Below are 13165 nucleotides of genomic sequence, written 5' to 3'. Positions count from 1 at the left end.
CGCGCAGGGTGCGCCCGGGATCGCTACAATTTCCTGCTGGCCCCACGCGCCGCCACCCATGGCGACCACCCCCGCCGGGCCCGCCATGACAACATTGGAAGCCAGCTCCGACGCGGACGCCGCCAGCACAGATCCAGACGCCAGCCCGGCACGCGCCGGACCCGCGCACCCCGCCACGCCGCCGCGCCGGCTGGTCTGGATCCTCGGCCTGACCGAGACCATCTCCTGGGGCACGCTGTTCTTCGCCTTCACTGTCTTCATCGACCCCATGATCCGCAGCCTGGGCTGGTCCAAGCCCTTCCTGGCGGGCGGCTATTCGCTGGGGCTGCTGGTATGGGCGCTGTGCTCGTTCGCGGTGGGCCGGCTGCTGGACCGCGTGCCGGCGCGCAAGGTGATGGGCGCGGGCTCGGTGCTGGCCGGGCTGGGCCTGCTACTGTGGGCGTGGACGCCGTCGCAGGCGGTGTTCCTGCTGATGTGGGTGCCGATCGGGCTGGCCATGGCGACCACGCTGTATGAGCCCGCCTTCGTGGTGCTGCGCCAGGCCTATGGCGACCAGTACCAGAAGCCGATCGTGGTGGTCACGCTGATGGCCGGCTTTGCCAGCACGATCTTCGTGCCGCTGGCGCAATGGCTGGTGATCCATCTGGGCTGGCGCCCGACGCTGACCGGCTTTGCCGCGCTGAACCTGCTGGTCTGCGCGCCGCTGCACGCGCGCATGCGCTACGCGCTGCATCCCACTTACACCGGCATGACCCCCGCCGACGGCCAGGCCGGCAGCCGCGACATTGCCCGCGCCACGCTGCGCCAGCCGGTGTTCTGGGCGGTGGTGCTGGCCTTTACCGCGACCGCGGTGGTGGCCTCGCTGCTGGGCGCGCACCTGATCCCGATGCTGACCGAGAAGGGCATGCCGGTGGCGCAGCAACTGGTGGTGGCAGCGCTGATCGGCCCGGCCCAGGTGGTGGGCCGCATGCTGATGATGCGCGCGGGCGTGCGCCACCCGGTGCGGCTGTCGCTGCCGGTCTATGCGCTGATGGGCGCCGGGCTGCTGTGCTTTGCGCTGGGGCATGGTGCCTGGCTGATGGTGGCCGCGGTGCTGTACGGCTGCGCCAACGGCGTCAACACCATGCTGCGGGCGATGGCCATGCCGGAACTGATCTCGCGCCATCACTACGCCACGCTCAACGGGCTGATGATGACGCCGGTGCTGCTGATGCAGGCCGCCGCGCCGTGGCTGGGCGCGCTGCTGTGGCGTGCCGCCGGCGGCTACTGGCTGATGCTGTGGGTGATGGTGGCGCTGGCGCTGGGCGCGCTGCTGGCCTTCGGCTACGCGCTGCACCGGCGCGGGCTGCTGCGCGTGGATGCCGCCAGCCGCTAGTACGGTGCTGTCATAACCCGCCTCACGCCGATGCGGGACAATGACGGCTTTTGCAGGGGCACCGCTGCCCCGCCTGCCGCACCCTCCCATGCCTGATCCGCATTCCCCGACCGCCTCCACGCCCTTGCCGGCCGCGGTGTCGCGCGCCACGCGCGGCACCATGGCGCTGTTCTTCGTCAATGGCGCCACCTTTGCCACGTGGGGCGTGCATATTCCCACCATCAAGGCACGCTTCGGCCTGTCCGACGCGATGCTGTCGCTGGCGATGCTGGCCGTGGCGGGCGGTGCCCTCCTGGCGATGGGCCCGGTCGGGCGCTGGGTGGCGCGCGCGGGCAGCGCACGGGCGTCGATGACGGGCGGGCTGCTGTTCGCGCTGGCCACGGTGGCGATCCTGGCGATGCCGTCGTTCTGGCTGCTGCTGCCCGCGCTGGTGGCGTTCGGCATGGCCAATGCGGCCTTCGATGTCGCCATGAACGCGCAGGCCGCGACGATCGAGGCCAGCCGCACGCGGCCCGTGATGTCGGCGCTGCACGGCATGTTCAGCCTGGGCGGCATGGCGGGTGCGGGCGCGGGCGGCCTGATGCTGTCGCTGGGTGTGGCGCCGCTGGCGCATGCGGCGATGATGGCGGGCGTGACCGCAGCGGTGGCGCTCGGTACGCTGCCCGGGCTGCTGGCGGACCATCCGGTGCTGCCGTCGGCGGCCCACCATCGCGACCACGCGGTGCGCGCACTGTGGCTGCTGGGCCTGCTGGCGTTCCTGGGCCTGGTCGGCGAAGGCGCGATGTACGACTGGACCAGCGTCTATATGCGCGACGTGGCGCAGGCGCCCGATGGCTGGATCAGCCTGGGCTACGCCGCGTTCTCGGGCGGAATGGCGTGCGGACGCTTCGGCGGCGACCGCCTGCGCGCGCGCCTGGGCGACGGCGCCACGCTGACTGGCAGTGCCTGGCTGGGCTTTGGCGGCATCGCGCTGGCGCTGCTGGTGCCGCTGCCGCTGGCCGCGCTGGCGGGCTTTACGCTGATGGGGCTGGGCGCGGCCAATATGGTGCCGATCTTCTTCGTTGCCGCGTCGCGCCTGCCGGGCGTGGCGCCGGCCGAAGCGATTTCGCGCGTGGCGCGCTTTGCCTACCTGGGGCTGCTGCTGGGGCCGGTGCTGATCGGCGGGTTGGCGCACCTGGCCAACCTGCGCATCGGGCTGGCGCTGGTGGCGCTGACCATGGGCTGGATCGCACTGGCGGGCGCGCACTCGGCACGGCGCTACCTGCCGGCGCGCGCCGGCACGCCGGCGGCGCAGGCCCCGGCCGAGCGGTAAGGCGTCAGGCGGCCGCGCGCAGCGGCGCGCCGGCGCCCAGGCCCTCGAACACGAAGCTGTCCATGGCAAGCACGCCATAGGTCACTTCATCGGCAACCCGCGACACGCTGGCCGGCGCCGCTCCCGCGCCACTGGCAGCCTGCGGCCCCAACGCCGCACCCAGCGCCACGAAGAACGGCAGCAGGTGCTCGTCGGTCGGGTGCGCGCGGCGCGCATACGGCGCCTGGGCGCGGTAATCGGCAATGCGGCCGGTATCGCCGGTGGCCAGGGCCTCGTCCAGGGCACCCGCCATCCAGCCGCGGAAGGCTTCCACATACGGCTCGGCCTGCGGCCCATGCTGGTCGCGCCGGCCACCGCCAAATACTTCCTGCAGGTTGTGCGTGAAGCTGCCGGACGCCAGCACCAGCACGCCCTCGTCGCGCAGCGGGGCCAGCGCGCGGCCGATCTCGATCTGCGTGGCGGGCGGCAGATAGGGGTTCAGCGCCAACTGCACCACCGGCACGTCGGCATCCGGGAAGAAGTGGCGCATCGGCATCCAGGCGCCGTGGTCCAGCGGTCGTTCATCGTCCTGGCCGACAAACCCGGCGCCAGGGACCGCTGCCGCCTCGACCAGGGCCTTGACCCGCTCGGCCAGCGCCGGCGAGCCCGGGGCGTCATAGCGCAGTGCGTACAGCTCGCGCGGGAAGCCGCCGAAGTCGTGCCAGGCTTCCTGGCGCTCGCGGCTGGTGACCGCCAGCGTGCTGTAGATCCAGTGCGCCGAGATCACCAGCACCGCGCGCGGGCGCCGGGCGCGCAACTGCCCGCCCAGCGCGTCGAAGGCGGCGCCGGTGGGGCCGGGATCGATGGCGAGCATCGGGGAACCATGGGAAATATAAAGCGAGGGAAGCATGGCAGGACCACCTTCAAACTGTTTGTGTACCTGTATCCAGTTTGGCAAAGATCCGCGCCGGGCACGGGCGCAATTTGCGGACACATCGTGCAAAAAAGTTGAATCGCCGGGCGCAGCGTGGCGTGGCGCACACAGCGCCTCGGGAACCGGCACCGTTGCCAGGGGCGATCAGCCTATGATGCAACCGTGAGCCCGCCGGCGGTGTCATCCGGCGAGGCGTCTGCAACGCCTTGATGCCACCGGCACGCCCCGCGCGCCATGCGTGGCCGGAGACTTCGGTGGTCCCGCGCATCCCGCGCCGCCCCGGGCGGCACCCTCCCTTCCTGGCCCACTGGTGGCAAGCGGGCGTCTACGGCAGCGTGCCCGCCGTCGCCCTGTGGATCCTGGCACGCCTGCCGGCCGGCGTGCTGGCATCCCTGGCCGGGACGCCCGCGGCGGCAACCTGGCTGAACCATGCCGGCGACACCGTGTTCGTGACCGGCTGGGCCGCCAGTGCCCTGCTGCTGTGGCTCACGCGCCGCCGGCCGGCGACCACCGATCCGGCCATGCCGGCTACGCCGCCCTTCCCGCCCGCCTCGCCCTCCAGGCCGTCGACCCGGCGGCATCCGGCCGGCTGACCGGCGCCGCCGCGCCGATATAAGGCGGCAACAGTCCGATCTGAAAGATTTCGCGCGACGCTCCCACCCTATCCTGCGTCGCTAGAATGCGCGGGAGAGCCGCATGCCGCGCTGCAGCGCGCACCGGCACCGGCACCGACCGCACAGAGATTGTCCATGTCCGCACGCCAGCGACACCGCCGGTTCCACCCCGCGCCAAGCCATCGCGCGCGGCCCCTTTGGCGGGCGGCCCTGGCCGCCGTGGGCGCGGCGGCGCTGCTGGCCGCCGGCGCGGCACATGCCCAGGGCGCGCCCGGACTGCGCCTGCCCGGGGCCAATGTGCAGCGGCACGCCAACGCGGTGCTGTCGCTGATGGCGTACTCGGTGGTGCCGGACCTTACCTCCAGCTCGCTGTCGATCAATAACGCCAGCACCGACGATCCCGGCATCGTCATGTCGCAGCTGGGCGGCGGCTTCACCATCAGCAAGTCGTTCCCGCTCTACCTGGAAGGCGCCATCGCCTACAGCCGCTACGATCCCACCTTCGTTGCCACCAATGGCGCCGACTCCCGCGCCATCCCGACCCGCTGGAACACCTTTTCCGGCACCATCGGCGTGGGCTGGGACTTCCCGCTGACGGCCAACAAGGAACTGGTGTTCCGGCCAATCTTCAACGCCTCGCTGGGCAATGTCTCCAGCGACCTGTCGGTCGGCAAGTCCGTGGTCGAGCAGGTCACCGACCGCCAGATCAACTTCCTCGACGGCGGCAGCCTGAACGCCTACGGGCTGGGCGGCTCGGTGATGCTGGACTGGGAGCACTACCGCGAGGACTACGAGATCGACGTGGAACTGCGCTACACCAATATCCACCTGCAGAGCTTCGGCGGCACCACCAGCTCGGTGACCGGCACGGCCACGGCGCAGACCGCCAACCTGTGGGCGCGCTGGCGGGCGCCAACCGGGATGCATGCGTTCGACCGGCCGGTACGTTACGTGCTTGAACTATCACATTCGCACTACCTTGGCAGCCAGGCCGGCATCCTCGGCTTCAATTACCTGACCACGCTCGGCACCGGGCTGGAACTGGACACCAGCGCACACGAAGTCTTCGTCACGCGGATCCGGGCGGTGGTGCGCTATGTGTTCGGCAACAACGTGTCGGGCGTCTCGCTGGGGCTGGCGGCCAGCTTCTGAGCCCGTTCGCAGCGGATCCGGGGCGGATCGGAAGTTAAGGAATCGCTTAACATTGCGGTTTCCCTGCATTTCCGACGTTTCATGACTGCGACTACCGCCCCAATCCCCGACATTTCCGCCGCCACCCGACGAAAGGCGATCATCGCCGCCACCATCGGCAACGGCCTGGAATGGTTTGACTTCACCGTCTACAGCTTCTTTGCCGTCATCATCGCCAAGCTGTTCTTCCCGACCGGCAATGACCTGACCTCGTTCCTGCTGACCGTCGCCACCTTCGGCGTGGGCTTCTTCATGCGCCCGGTCGGCGCCATCGTGCTCGGCGTCTACGCCGACCGCGTGGGCCGCAAGGCGGCGCTGACGCTGACCATCCTGCTGATGGCGCTGGGCACGGCCATCATCGGCCTGGCCCCGACCTACGGCCAGATCGGCCTGTGGGCACCGGCGCTGATCGTGCTGGCGCGCCTGATCCAGGGCTTCTCCGCCGGCGGCGAGGTGGGCGGCGCCACCGCCTTCCTGATCGAGCACGCGCCCGACGCCGAACGCGGCGCCTACGCCAGCTGGCAGCAGGCCAGCCAGGGCATCTCCTTCATGCTGGGCGCGGCCATGGGCGCGCTGGTCACCAACGGCCTGTCGCCCGAGCAGATCGATGCCTGGGGCTGGCGCATCCCGTTCCTGTTCGGCCTGCTGATCGGCCCGGTCGGCATGTATATCCGCTCGCACCTGGACGAGCCGCCCGAGTTCGAAGCGCGCCAGGCCGCCCGCAAGGCCGCCAAGGTCAAGTTCTCGCCGCTCGCGCAGGTGCTGCGCGACCACCCGCGCGAAGTGCTGGCCGGCCTGGGCGTGACCATCCTGTGGACGGTGTGCACCTACGTGCTGGTGTTCTACATGCCGTCATACGCCAAGCAGCAGCTGGGCCTGCCGCTGGGCGCGACCTTCAAGTCGACCGCGCTGTGCGGCGCCATCATCCTGGTGCTGTGCCCGCTGATGGGCATGCTGTCGGACCGCATGGGCCGCAAGCGCATGCTGGGCATCGTGGCGCTGCTGATCGGCGTGCTGGCCTATCCGCTGTTCCACTGGCTCAATGTGTCGCCAAGCACGCAGACCCTGCTGCAAGTGCAGATCGTGCTGGGCATCCTGCTGGCGGCCTTCACCGGTCCGGCCCCGGCGGTGCTGGCCGAGCAGTTCCCGACCGAGGTGCGCTCCACCGGGCTGTCGCTGGCCTACAACTTCGCCGTGACCATCTTCGGCGGCTTTGCGCCGCTGATCGTCACCTGGCTGATCGAGTCGACGCAGAACAAGCTGGCGCCGGCTTACTACGTGATCGCCGCTGCCGTGGTGAGTTTTATCGCGCTGGTGTTCATGCACGACCGCACGGGCAAGAAGCTGGCCTGAGCAGTCCGCGCCAGTTCCAGGCAAAAAAGCCAGCTGCGAGGCTGGCTTTTTTGTTGCCCGCTGACAGGCCGCCTAGCCGGCTTCGTCCTCATCCCGGTGGATATTGATCACATGCCGCGCCTCGAAGCACAGCGGCATGCCCGGGTTCATCTCCTCGGTGCAATACGGCTGGTTGTCGAGTTCGCCGGTGTAAAGGCTGCCCTCCCGGCCGGTGACGATCACCCACATCCGTTCGACGTGGACCTCTTCGCTGCACGTCTCGTCGGCGACCAGGATGCGGAAGATCAGCTTGACCAGCTGGCCGGGTGCGAGTGCATCACGTTCCTCGCGCGGCGGCATCCAGAAGGTGTCGGGATGGGCGGCGGCGATGGGCTCGGCGTCGTCGAGCTCCCATCCGTCTTCGTCCAGGGTTGTCAATCGCATGTCCATTTTCAGCCTTCCGCAATCTCTCGGGTGCGGGCATGATCGCAGCAAATGCGCCGGCCGGCGAGAGCCTGGCCCGCGTCCGGGACTTTCAACAGGAACTGGTACCCATGACAAGCAAGAAGGAAGCCGCGGTGCGCTGCGGCTGGTGCGGCACGCTGGAGGACTATTGCCACTACCACGACACCGAGTGGGGCTTCCCGGTCGCCGAAGACCGCCGGCTGTTCGAGAAGCTGTGCCTGGAAGGCTTCCAGTCCGGCCTGAGCTGGCTGACCATACTGCGCAAGCGCGAGGCCTTCCGCAAGGCGTTCGCCAATTTCGACATCGAAAAGGTGGCGCGCTTCAGCGAGCGCGATATCGCGCGCCTGCTGGGCGACGCCGGCATTGTGCGCCACCGCGGCAAGATCGAGGCAGCCATTAACAATGCGCAGCGGGCCCGCGAACTGCTGGAGACGGAATCGTCGCTGGCCGCCTACTTCTGGCGCTTCGAGCCCGATCCGGCCAGCCGGCCCAAGGTGCTGACACCGGAGGTGCTGCGCACCATGGCGATCTCGGCGGAATCCACGGCGCTGTCAAAGGACCTGAAGAAGCGCGGCTGGCGCTTTGTCGGTCCCACCACCATGTACGCGCTGATGCAGGCGATGGGCCTGGTCAATGACCACCAGGAAGGCTGCACGACCCGTGCCGAGGTGCTGGCTGCGCGCAAGGTGTTCAAGGTGCCGCGCTAGCGTTGCGCGGACGTATACCTGGCGCATGCAGGTATACGTCCGCCTGCGCCGGCTGGCGGCAACGGTAAATGCCGGCGCGGCGATGCCCGCGTAAACGTCAGGCCACCGCGAACAGCGCAATGGTCCTGCCTATGTCTTTAATATTGTTTACGTATGTAAACATAGTAGTAGTAGGTAAACCGGGCTTCGGGCCGTGGATAAGTCACCTTTTCCCTTTCGGCTCAGGGACTTGCGGCAAAGATAACCACTGCGGGATAACCCTGAATCGCCGGGATAGCCCGGCAGTCACGTATACGTCGGCGACGCAGGCGCCGCAGTTATCCGTATACGTCCCACAAGGCACCCCCAGGCGGGGCACAGCTTGTCCGGGCGGTTATCCCCAGCAACCGGCGAAGATGTCCACAGCCGGGCTCAGGCAGCGCTGGCCTGGCTGCTCATGTATACGGGGTCGACGTGCGTCATCACGTTGAGCACGTGATGATGTTCCAGGGTGCGGCGCCGGGCTTCGACTGCGATGGCATGGCCCTGCGCCACCGTCAGCGCGGCATCGATCTCCAGGTGCACGTCCACCAGCACCTGGTCGCCCATCTTGCGGGTGCGCAGGTCGTGCAGGCCCAGCACGCCGGGCGTGCCCAGCATGGTCGCGCGGATCACCGCGACGGTCTCCTCGTCGGCCGCGCGGTCCATCAGGTCGTCGAGCGCATCCCAGCCGAAACGCAAGCCCATGCGCGCCACCATCAGCCCGACCACGATGGCCGCTACAGGATCGAGCATGTGGTAGCCCAGCAGGTTGCCGCCAATGCCCAGCGCCACCACCAGCGACGAGGCCGCATCCGAGCGCGCATGCCACGCATTGGCAACCAGCATGCCCGAGCGCACGCGCCGCGCCACCGCCAGCATGTAGCGGAACAGCAGCTCCTTGGACACCAGCGCGGCCAGCGCCACCCACAAGGCCACCGGCTGCACCGGCTGCAGGCTGGCCGGATGCTGCAATTTGTCCACCGACGCCCACAGCATGCCCGCCCCCACCGCCAGCAGCAGCCCACCGAGTGCCAGCGACGCCGCGGTCTCGAAGCGCAGGTGGCCGTACTGGTGGTCGGCGTCCGGGTCCTTGCGGCTCTGCCAGCCGGCCAGCAGCACCACGAAGTCGGAGAGCAGGTCTGAGAGGGAATGCGCGGCGTCGGCGATCAGCGCCTGCGAGCCAGAGATGACGCCGGCCACCGCCTGCACGGCGGTCAGGCCGATATTGACGGCCACGCTGACCAGCGTACTGCGCCGGCCGGCCCGGTGGCGCGCGTCGGCCTCGGCCGGGCTGGCGGCGGTGGCGTCGTCCGGAAGGCCGGCGGATGCTGGCCGCAGAGGGTTGTGTTCCGATTCCATCGGGTGACTATAGCCCAACATCCGCGATGGGCGGACCGGGCTATCGCGCCGCTGCCGTGCCGATTTCGTAACAGCGCTGGCGAACTTTTAGTGTCGCCTTTACCGTTACACAGGACGGGCACACCGGACACTGCAAGGAGGACCCAACGATGGCGATTCGGTCACTTGCCTCGCACAGCACATCCCAGCTGCGCCGCCTGGTCGGACAGATGCAGGCGGAAGTCGATGCATTAGAGAACCTTTCCACCGCTGACGCCGACGCACAAAGCCGCCTTGGCTATGCCATCGGCCGCCTGCGCGACGGCATCGAGGCGGTCGAGGACGCGCTGCAGTCGCTGCGCGCGCTGCAACAGGTACGGCCCTCGGCGATGAAGGCCCGCAGGCCGACCCGGGTGGCGTAGCCTGCCCGCGCCTGCACGCTGGCGCGATCCACACGGCCGGGCAGATCGCTCGCGCTCCTTGTTGTCCCCACGGGCCGGCTCACGCCGCCGGGCAATAGCGCAGCGCCTGCGCCATGGCTTCGCACGCGGCCGGCACCGGGCCGATGACGGGGATCGGAAAGCGCAGGCCCAGCGCCCGGGCGGCCTCGCCCAGCGGGCCGCCGCCGATGATCACGGCTTGCGCCCCATCGGCGCGGATGCAGGTATCGACCGCGCCCGCCAGCAGGTCTTCCTGCTGCTGCGGCGTGCCGCCCAGCGCGCGCGGATCGCCCTCGGTGAAGCGCGCGCCCGTGAAGAGCTCGCCCAACCCGTGCCGGCGCACGCTGGCGCTGATCGACGCCGCCAGCCGCGGCGTGGTGGTGGCGATGCCGAAGCGCCGCCGCCCGGCCGCGGCCGCGTGCATCGAGGCTTCGCCGATGCCCACCACCGGCACCGACAAGTGCGCGCGCAGGGCCTCGATGCCGGGGTCGCCGAAGGCGCCGACGATCACGCCGTCGGCGCGGCCCGCCAGGCGCAGCATGTCTGCATCGCAGATGGCCTCAGCGGCCACGGCAAGGTCGTCTTCATCGATGATCATCGGCGCCCCGCGCGTGACCGTCGCGCCGACCACGGTCGGCGGCGCGGCCATGGTCTGCGCGAACCAGGCGCGCGCGATCTCGACCATCATCTGCGTGGTGGCGCTCGACGTATTCGGGTTGATCAGCAGGATGTGGCTCATGGATGCCTCTTGAGATTCAGGGGTGCTGGCCGGCGGCAGGCGTGGCGCGAGCGGCCGCCGCGCTGTCCGGCGCATCGACCTGTTGGCTTGCAAGGAGTCGAAGAACTAGGCCCCGGCGGGTGTGGGTTGGCGGCGGTACAAGGCGCGCCCGCCTGGGCCGAGGGCTTAACGATAGCGTATGGCGGCTGCCAGCGCGAGATGGCGGACCATGCGGCCGCCCTTGCCCGGCGCAGGCAGCAAAAACACAAAAGCCCCGGAAAGCGTTGGCTTTCCGGGGCTTTTGCGGGTGATATCTGGTGGACCGAAGGAGGATCGAACTCCCGACCTCTGCATTGCGAACGCAGCGCTCTCCCAGCTGAGCTATCGGCCCGTGGCGGTTGATTGTAGCGTAATACGGCAGCGCCCTTCAATCCTCGCGGCGGCGCATGAGGGGGCTGGGCAACATCAGGCTGCCATGCCCGGATTGCCGTCCATGCCGCGCACGCGCGGCAGGTTCAGCGGGCGGGCGCTGACTTCCCTGGTGCTGCGCAGCCACTGTGCCATCACGTCCCAGATCGGGGCGCCGCCGGCCTGGCGCGCCTCTTCGGCCACCGGGGCCCAGCCCGCCACCTTGTAGGTCTTGCCGGCTTCCAGCGGCTTGCCGGCCAGGCGCATGTCGCTGATGCGCTTGCCCATGCCGGCGGCAGGATCGATGGTGTACTGCAGCCCGCCCACGCGCACCATGTCGCCGCCCTGCTGGTAGTACGGGTCGGGGTTGAACAGGTTGTCGGCCACGTCTTCCAGGATGGTCTTGATGGTCTCGCCGCTCATCTGCGTCACCGTGGTGTACGGGTAGGTGATGGCGGTCTGGTCCATCAGGTGTTCCATGGTGATGGCCTCGCCCGGCAGCAGCGTGGTGCCCCAGCGGAAGCCCGGCGAGAACGCGATCTGCGCGCCCTGGGCCTGCATCAGGCCATCCAGGATCAGCTGGTCGAAGGTGCCGTTGAAATTGCCGCGGCGGTACAGCAGGCCGCGGTTGACGGCCAGCACTTCGCCCAGCTTCTGCTCATAGGGCGCGCGGACTTTCCTGATGAGCGCGTCCATGGCCGGGTCGGCCGGCAGGTAGTTGGCGAACACCGGCAGCAGCCGGTAGCGGAAGTCGGCTACCTTGCCGCCCTTCACGTCAAAGTCGAGCACGCCGAGGAACTTGCCGTTGGAGCCGGCATTGGTCACCAGCGTGGTGCCGCCGGCATTCTTCACCGGCACCGGCGCAGGCATGCCGTCATGGGTATGGCCGCCCAGGATGGCGTCGAGCCCGCGCACGCGCGAGGCCAGTTTCAGGTCCACATCCATGCCGTTGTGGGACAGCAGCACCACCGCCTGCGCGCCCTTGCCGCGCGCTGCGTCGATGACCTGCTGCAGGTTCTCTTCCTGGATGCCGAAGGTCCAGTCCGGCACGAAATAGCGCGGGTTGGCGATGGGCGTGTACGGGAAGGCCTGGCCGATGATGGCCACCGGCACGCCGTTGATCTCGCGGATCACGTACGGATCGAACACCGGATCGCCGAAATCATTGGTCTTGATGTTCTGCGCCAGGAAGGCGACCTTGCCCTTGAAGTCCTTGTCGACGATCTCCTTGACGCGGTCCGCGCCCAGGGTCATCTCCCAGTGCGGCGTCATCACGTCCACGCCCAGCGCCAGCGCGGCATCGACCATGTCCTGGCCCTTGGTCCACAGCGCGGTGGCCGAGCCCTGCCACGTATCCCCGCCATCGAGCAGCAAGGCCCCCGGCCGGCCCGCCTTCAGCCGTTTCACCAGCGTGGCCAGGTGCGCAAACCCGCCGACCTTGCCATAGCGGCGCGCGGCCTCGTTGAAATCCAGGCAGGTGAACGCATGCGCCTGCGGCGTGCCGGGGCGGATGCCGTAGTGGCGCAGCAGCGCGTCGCCGACCAGGTGCGGGGGCTTGCCTGCATAGTCGCCGATGCCGAGGTTGACATTGGGTTCGCGGAAGTACACCGGCCGCAGCTGCGCATGGCAGTCGGTGAAATGCAGCAGGTGGACGTTGCCGAAGCGCGGCAGGTCGTACATGGCCTCGGCGGCCTGCGCGGCGTGCGCGTCTTGATGGGGGAACGTCATGCCGCCGGCGCCGGCAATGGCCAGCACCTGCAGGAACTCGCGTCGGTTCATGTCTCTACCTGTGGATAAGTGCGTGCCGGTCGGCGCGTGGCGTCCGGCATCGCATGGCTATGGCTTCGCGTACCGCTCCAGCGCGGCCACCTCGTCTTCGAGCATTTCGCCCACTTCCTTCTGCACCACGCGCCCGCGCGCGTCGATCACGTACAGCTCGGGCAGTCCCTTGGGCTTGCCGAACACGGCCTGAAGCGCGGGCGAATCCATCGTCGCCGGGAAGGCGTAGCCGCGCTTGCGCATGTAGTCGGCGGCTTCCCGCGGGCCCTTGTCGACGCTGATGGTCAGCACCTGCAGCGGCGTGCCGCGCGTGCGTTCATAAAGCTTCTGCAGGCGCGGGTTCTGCATCGCGCAGAACGGGCACCACGAAGCCCAGTATTCGACCACCAGCGGCTTGCCGGCCAGCGCGGCCGCGCTGAGTGTGCGGCCGTCGAGCGTGCGCACAGCGGGCAGGCGCACGGTGTCGCCCACCTCCAGCGCCGCCGCGCCGGCTGCAGCGCCGGCCAGGCTGAAGGCCAGCAGCCAGCGCAGCAGCACGGCAGGCGCGCGCAT

At 69.2% G+C, this 13165-nt stretch carries 13 protein-coding genes and 1 tRNA gene; 7 read left to right on the top strand and 7 right to left on the bottom strand.

Features of this window, described 5'->3' with window-relative positions; translation table 11 throughout:
• Window positions 1–58: 58 nt before the first annotated feature.
• Window positions 59–1375: an MFS transporter gene (locus tag A3A5_RS0108535; protein ID WP_026200585.1), complete on the top strand. Its 1317-nt coding sequence runs from the start codon at window positions 59–61 to the stop codon at window positions 1373–1375.
• Window positions 1376–1463: 88 nt separating this feature from the next.
• Window positions 1464–2687, top strand: coding sequence for an MFS transporter (locus A3A5_RS0108530; protein ID WP_018310178.1), 1224 nt, complete (start codon window positions 1464–1466; stop codon window positions 2685–2687).
• 4 nt (window positions 2688–2691) lie between these two features.
• Here the strand turns inward: A3A5_RS0108530 and A3A5_RS0108525 are convergent, their stop codons facing one another.
• Window positions 2692–3576: a class III extradiol ring-cleavage dioxygenase gene (locus A3A5_RS0108525; RefSeq protein ID WP_026200583.1), complete on the bottom strand. Its 885-nt coding sequence runs from the start codon at window positions 3574–3576 to the stop codon at window positions 2692–2694.
• A gap of 233 nt (window positions 3577–3809) precedes the next feature.
• On the opposite strand from A3A5_RS0108525, the gene A3A5_RS0108520 reads away from it, so the two are divergent.
• The 3 genes from A3A5_RS0108520 to A3A5_RS0108510 all read left to right on the top strand — a co-directional run bounded on the left by A3A5_RS0108520 (window position 3810) and on the right by A3A5_RS0108510 (window position 6758).
• Entirely contained in the window at window positions 3810–4193 is a 384-nt protein-coding gene (locus tag A3A5_RS0108520) for a hypothetical protein (RefSeq protein WP_018310176.1), read from the top strand.
• A 156-nt stretch (window positions 4194–4349) separates the two neighbouring features.
• Window positions 4350–5366 carry a hypothetical protein gene (locus A3A5_RS0108515; protein WP_198293115.1) on the top strand — a complete coding sequence of 339 codons (1017 nt, stop codon included), beginning with the start codon at window positions 4350–4352 and terminating at the stop codon, window positions 5364–5366.
• An 81-nt stretch (window positions 5367–5447) separates the two neighbouring features.
• Window positions 5448–6758: an MFS transporter gene (locus A3A5_RS0108510; protein ID WP_018310174.1), complete on the top strand. Its 1311-nt coding sequence runs from the start codon at window positions 5448–5450 to the stop codon at window positions 6756–6758.
• Window positions 6759–6830: 72 nt separating this feature from the next.
• Here A3A5_RS0108510 and A3A5_RS0108505 read toward each other — a convergent pair whose 3' ends face one another.
• Window positions 6831–7187: a hypothetical protein gene (locus tag A3A5_RS0108505; RefSeq protein WP_018310173.1), complete on the bottom strand. Its 357-nt coding sequence runs from the start codon at window positions 7185–7187 to the stop codon at window positions 6831–6833.
• 104 nt (window positions 7188–7291) lie between these two features.
• Here A3A5_RS0108505 and A3A5_RS0108500 point away from each other — a divergent pair, with 104 nt between their 5' ends.
• Window positions 7292–7909 (top strand): DNA-3-methyladenine glycosylase I, encoded by a 618-nt coding sequence (locus A3A5_RS0108500; RefSeq protein WP_026200582.1) that lies wholly within the window; start codon window positions 7292–7294, stop codon window positions 7907–7909.
• A gap of 411 nt (window positions 7910–8320) precedes the next feature.
• Here the strand turns inward: A3A5_RS0108500 and A3A5_RS0108495 are convergent, their stop codons facing one another.
• The gene (locus A3A5_RS0108495; RefSeq protein ID WP_018310171.1) at window positions 8321–9289 is read right to left on the bottom strand and encodes a cation diffusion facilitator family transporter; all 969 of its coding nucleotides are present in this window, start codon (window positions 9287–9289) and stop codon (window positions 8321–8323) included.
• A 149-nt stretch (window positions 9290–9438) separates the two neighbouring features.
• Here A3A5_RS0108495 and A3A5_RS0108490 point away from each other — a divergent pair, with 149 nt between their 5' ends.
• A complete protein-coding gene (locus tag A3A5_RS0108490; protein WP_018310170.1) occupies window positions 9439–9690 on the top strand; it encodes a hypothetical protein in 252 nt (83 codons plus the stop codon).
• 79 nt (window positions 9691–9769) lie between these two features.
• On the opposite strand, the gene A3A5_RS0108485 is transcribed toward A3A5_RS0108490, so the two are convergent.
• The 4 genes from A3A5_RS0108485 to A3A5_RS0108470 form a co-directional block, all read right to left on the bottom strand.
• Window positions 9770–10447 carry an aspartate/glutamate racemase family protein gene (locus tag A3A5_RS0108485; protein ID WP_018310169.1) on the bottom strand — a complete coding sequence of 226 codons (678 nt, stop codon included), beginning with the start codon at window positions 10445–10447 and terminating at the stop codon, window positions 9770–9772.
• Window positions 10448–10741: 294 nt separating this feature from the next.
• Window positions 10742–10817, bottom strand: a tRNA-Ala gene (locus A3A5_RS0108480).
• A gap of 74 nt (window positions 10818–10891) precedes the next feature.
• On the bottom strand, window positions 10892–12613 hold the full coding sequence (gene soxB, locus A3A5_RS0108475) for a thiosulfohydrolase SoxB (protein ID WP_018310168.1): 1722 nt from the start codon (window positions 12611–12613) through the stop codon (window positions 10892–10894).
• 57 nt (window positions 12614–12670) lie between these two features.
• The gene (locus tag A3A5_RS0108470) at window positions 12671–13165 is read right to left on the bottom strand and encodes a TlpA disulfide reductase family protein (RefSeq protein ID WP_018310167.1); all 495 of its coding nucleotides are present in this window, start codon (window positions 13163–13165) and stop codon (window positions 12671–12673) included.

Origin of the sequence: Cupriavidus sp. UYPR2.512 (genome assembly GCF_000379565.1) — a bacterium.
In the GTDB taxonomy this organism is placed as follows: Bacteria; Pseudomonadota; Gammaproteobacteria; order Burkholderiales; family Burkholderiaceae; genus Cupriavidus.
This window is presented reverse-complemented; position numbering and strand designations above follow the sequence as displayed.

Bases quoted from the DNA above. Each gene is read 5' to 3' on its own strand.
- soxB (WP_018310168.1), bottom strand. From the start codon at position 12,613: ATGAACCGACGCGAGTTCCTGCAGGTGCTGGCCATTGCCGGCGCCGGC.
- A3A5_RS0108495 (WP_018310171.1), bottom strand. From the start codon at position 9,289: ATGGAATCGGAACACAACCCTCTGCGGCCAGCATCCGCCGGCCTTCCG.
- A3A5_RS0108530 (WP_018310178.1), top strand. From the start codon at position 1,464: ATGCCTGATCCGCATTCCCCGACCGCCTCCACGCCCTTGCCGGCCGCG.
- A3A5_RS0108520 (WP_018310176.1), top strand. From the start codon at position 3,810: ATGCCACCGGCACGCCCCGCGCGCCATGCGTGGCCGGAGACTTCGGTG.
- A3A5_RS0108525 (WP_026200583.1), bottom strand. From the start codon at position 3,576: ATGCTTCCCTCGCTTTATATTTCCCATGGTTCCCCGATGCTCGCCATC.
- A3A5_RS0108490 (WP_018310170.1), top strand. From the start codon at position 9,439: ATGGCGATTCGGTCACTTGCCTCGCACAGCACATCCCAGCTGCGCCGC.
- A3A5_RS0108485 (WP_018310169.1), bottom strand. From the start codon at position 10,447: ATGAGCCACATCCTGCTGATCAACCCGAATACGTCGAGCGCCACCACG.
- A3A5_RS0108535 (WP_026200585.1), top strand. From the start codon at position 59: ATGGCGACCACCCCCGCCGGGCCCGCCATGACAACATTGGAAGCCAGC.
- A3A5_RS0108505 (WP_018310173.1), bottom strand. From the start codon at position 7,187: ATGGACATGCGATTGACAACCCTGGACGAAGACGGATGGGAGCTCGAC.
- A3A5_RS0108515 (WP_198293115.1), top strand. From the start codon at position 4,350: ATGTCCGCACGCCAGCGACACCGCCGGTTCCACCCCGCGCCAAGCCAT.
- A3A5_RS0108500 (WP_026200582.1), top strand. From the start codon at position 7,292: ATGACAAGCAAGAAGGAAGCCGCGGTGCGCTGCGGCTGGTGCGGCACG.
- A3A5_RS0108510 (WP_018310174.1), top strand. From the start codon at position 5,448: ATGACTGCGACTACCGCCCCAATCCCCGACATTTCCGCCGCCACCCGA.
- A3A5_RS0108470 (WP_018310167.1), bottom strand. From the start codon at position 13,165: ATGCGCGCGCCTGCCGTGCTGCTGCGCTGGCTGCTGGCCTTCAGCCTG.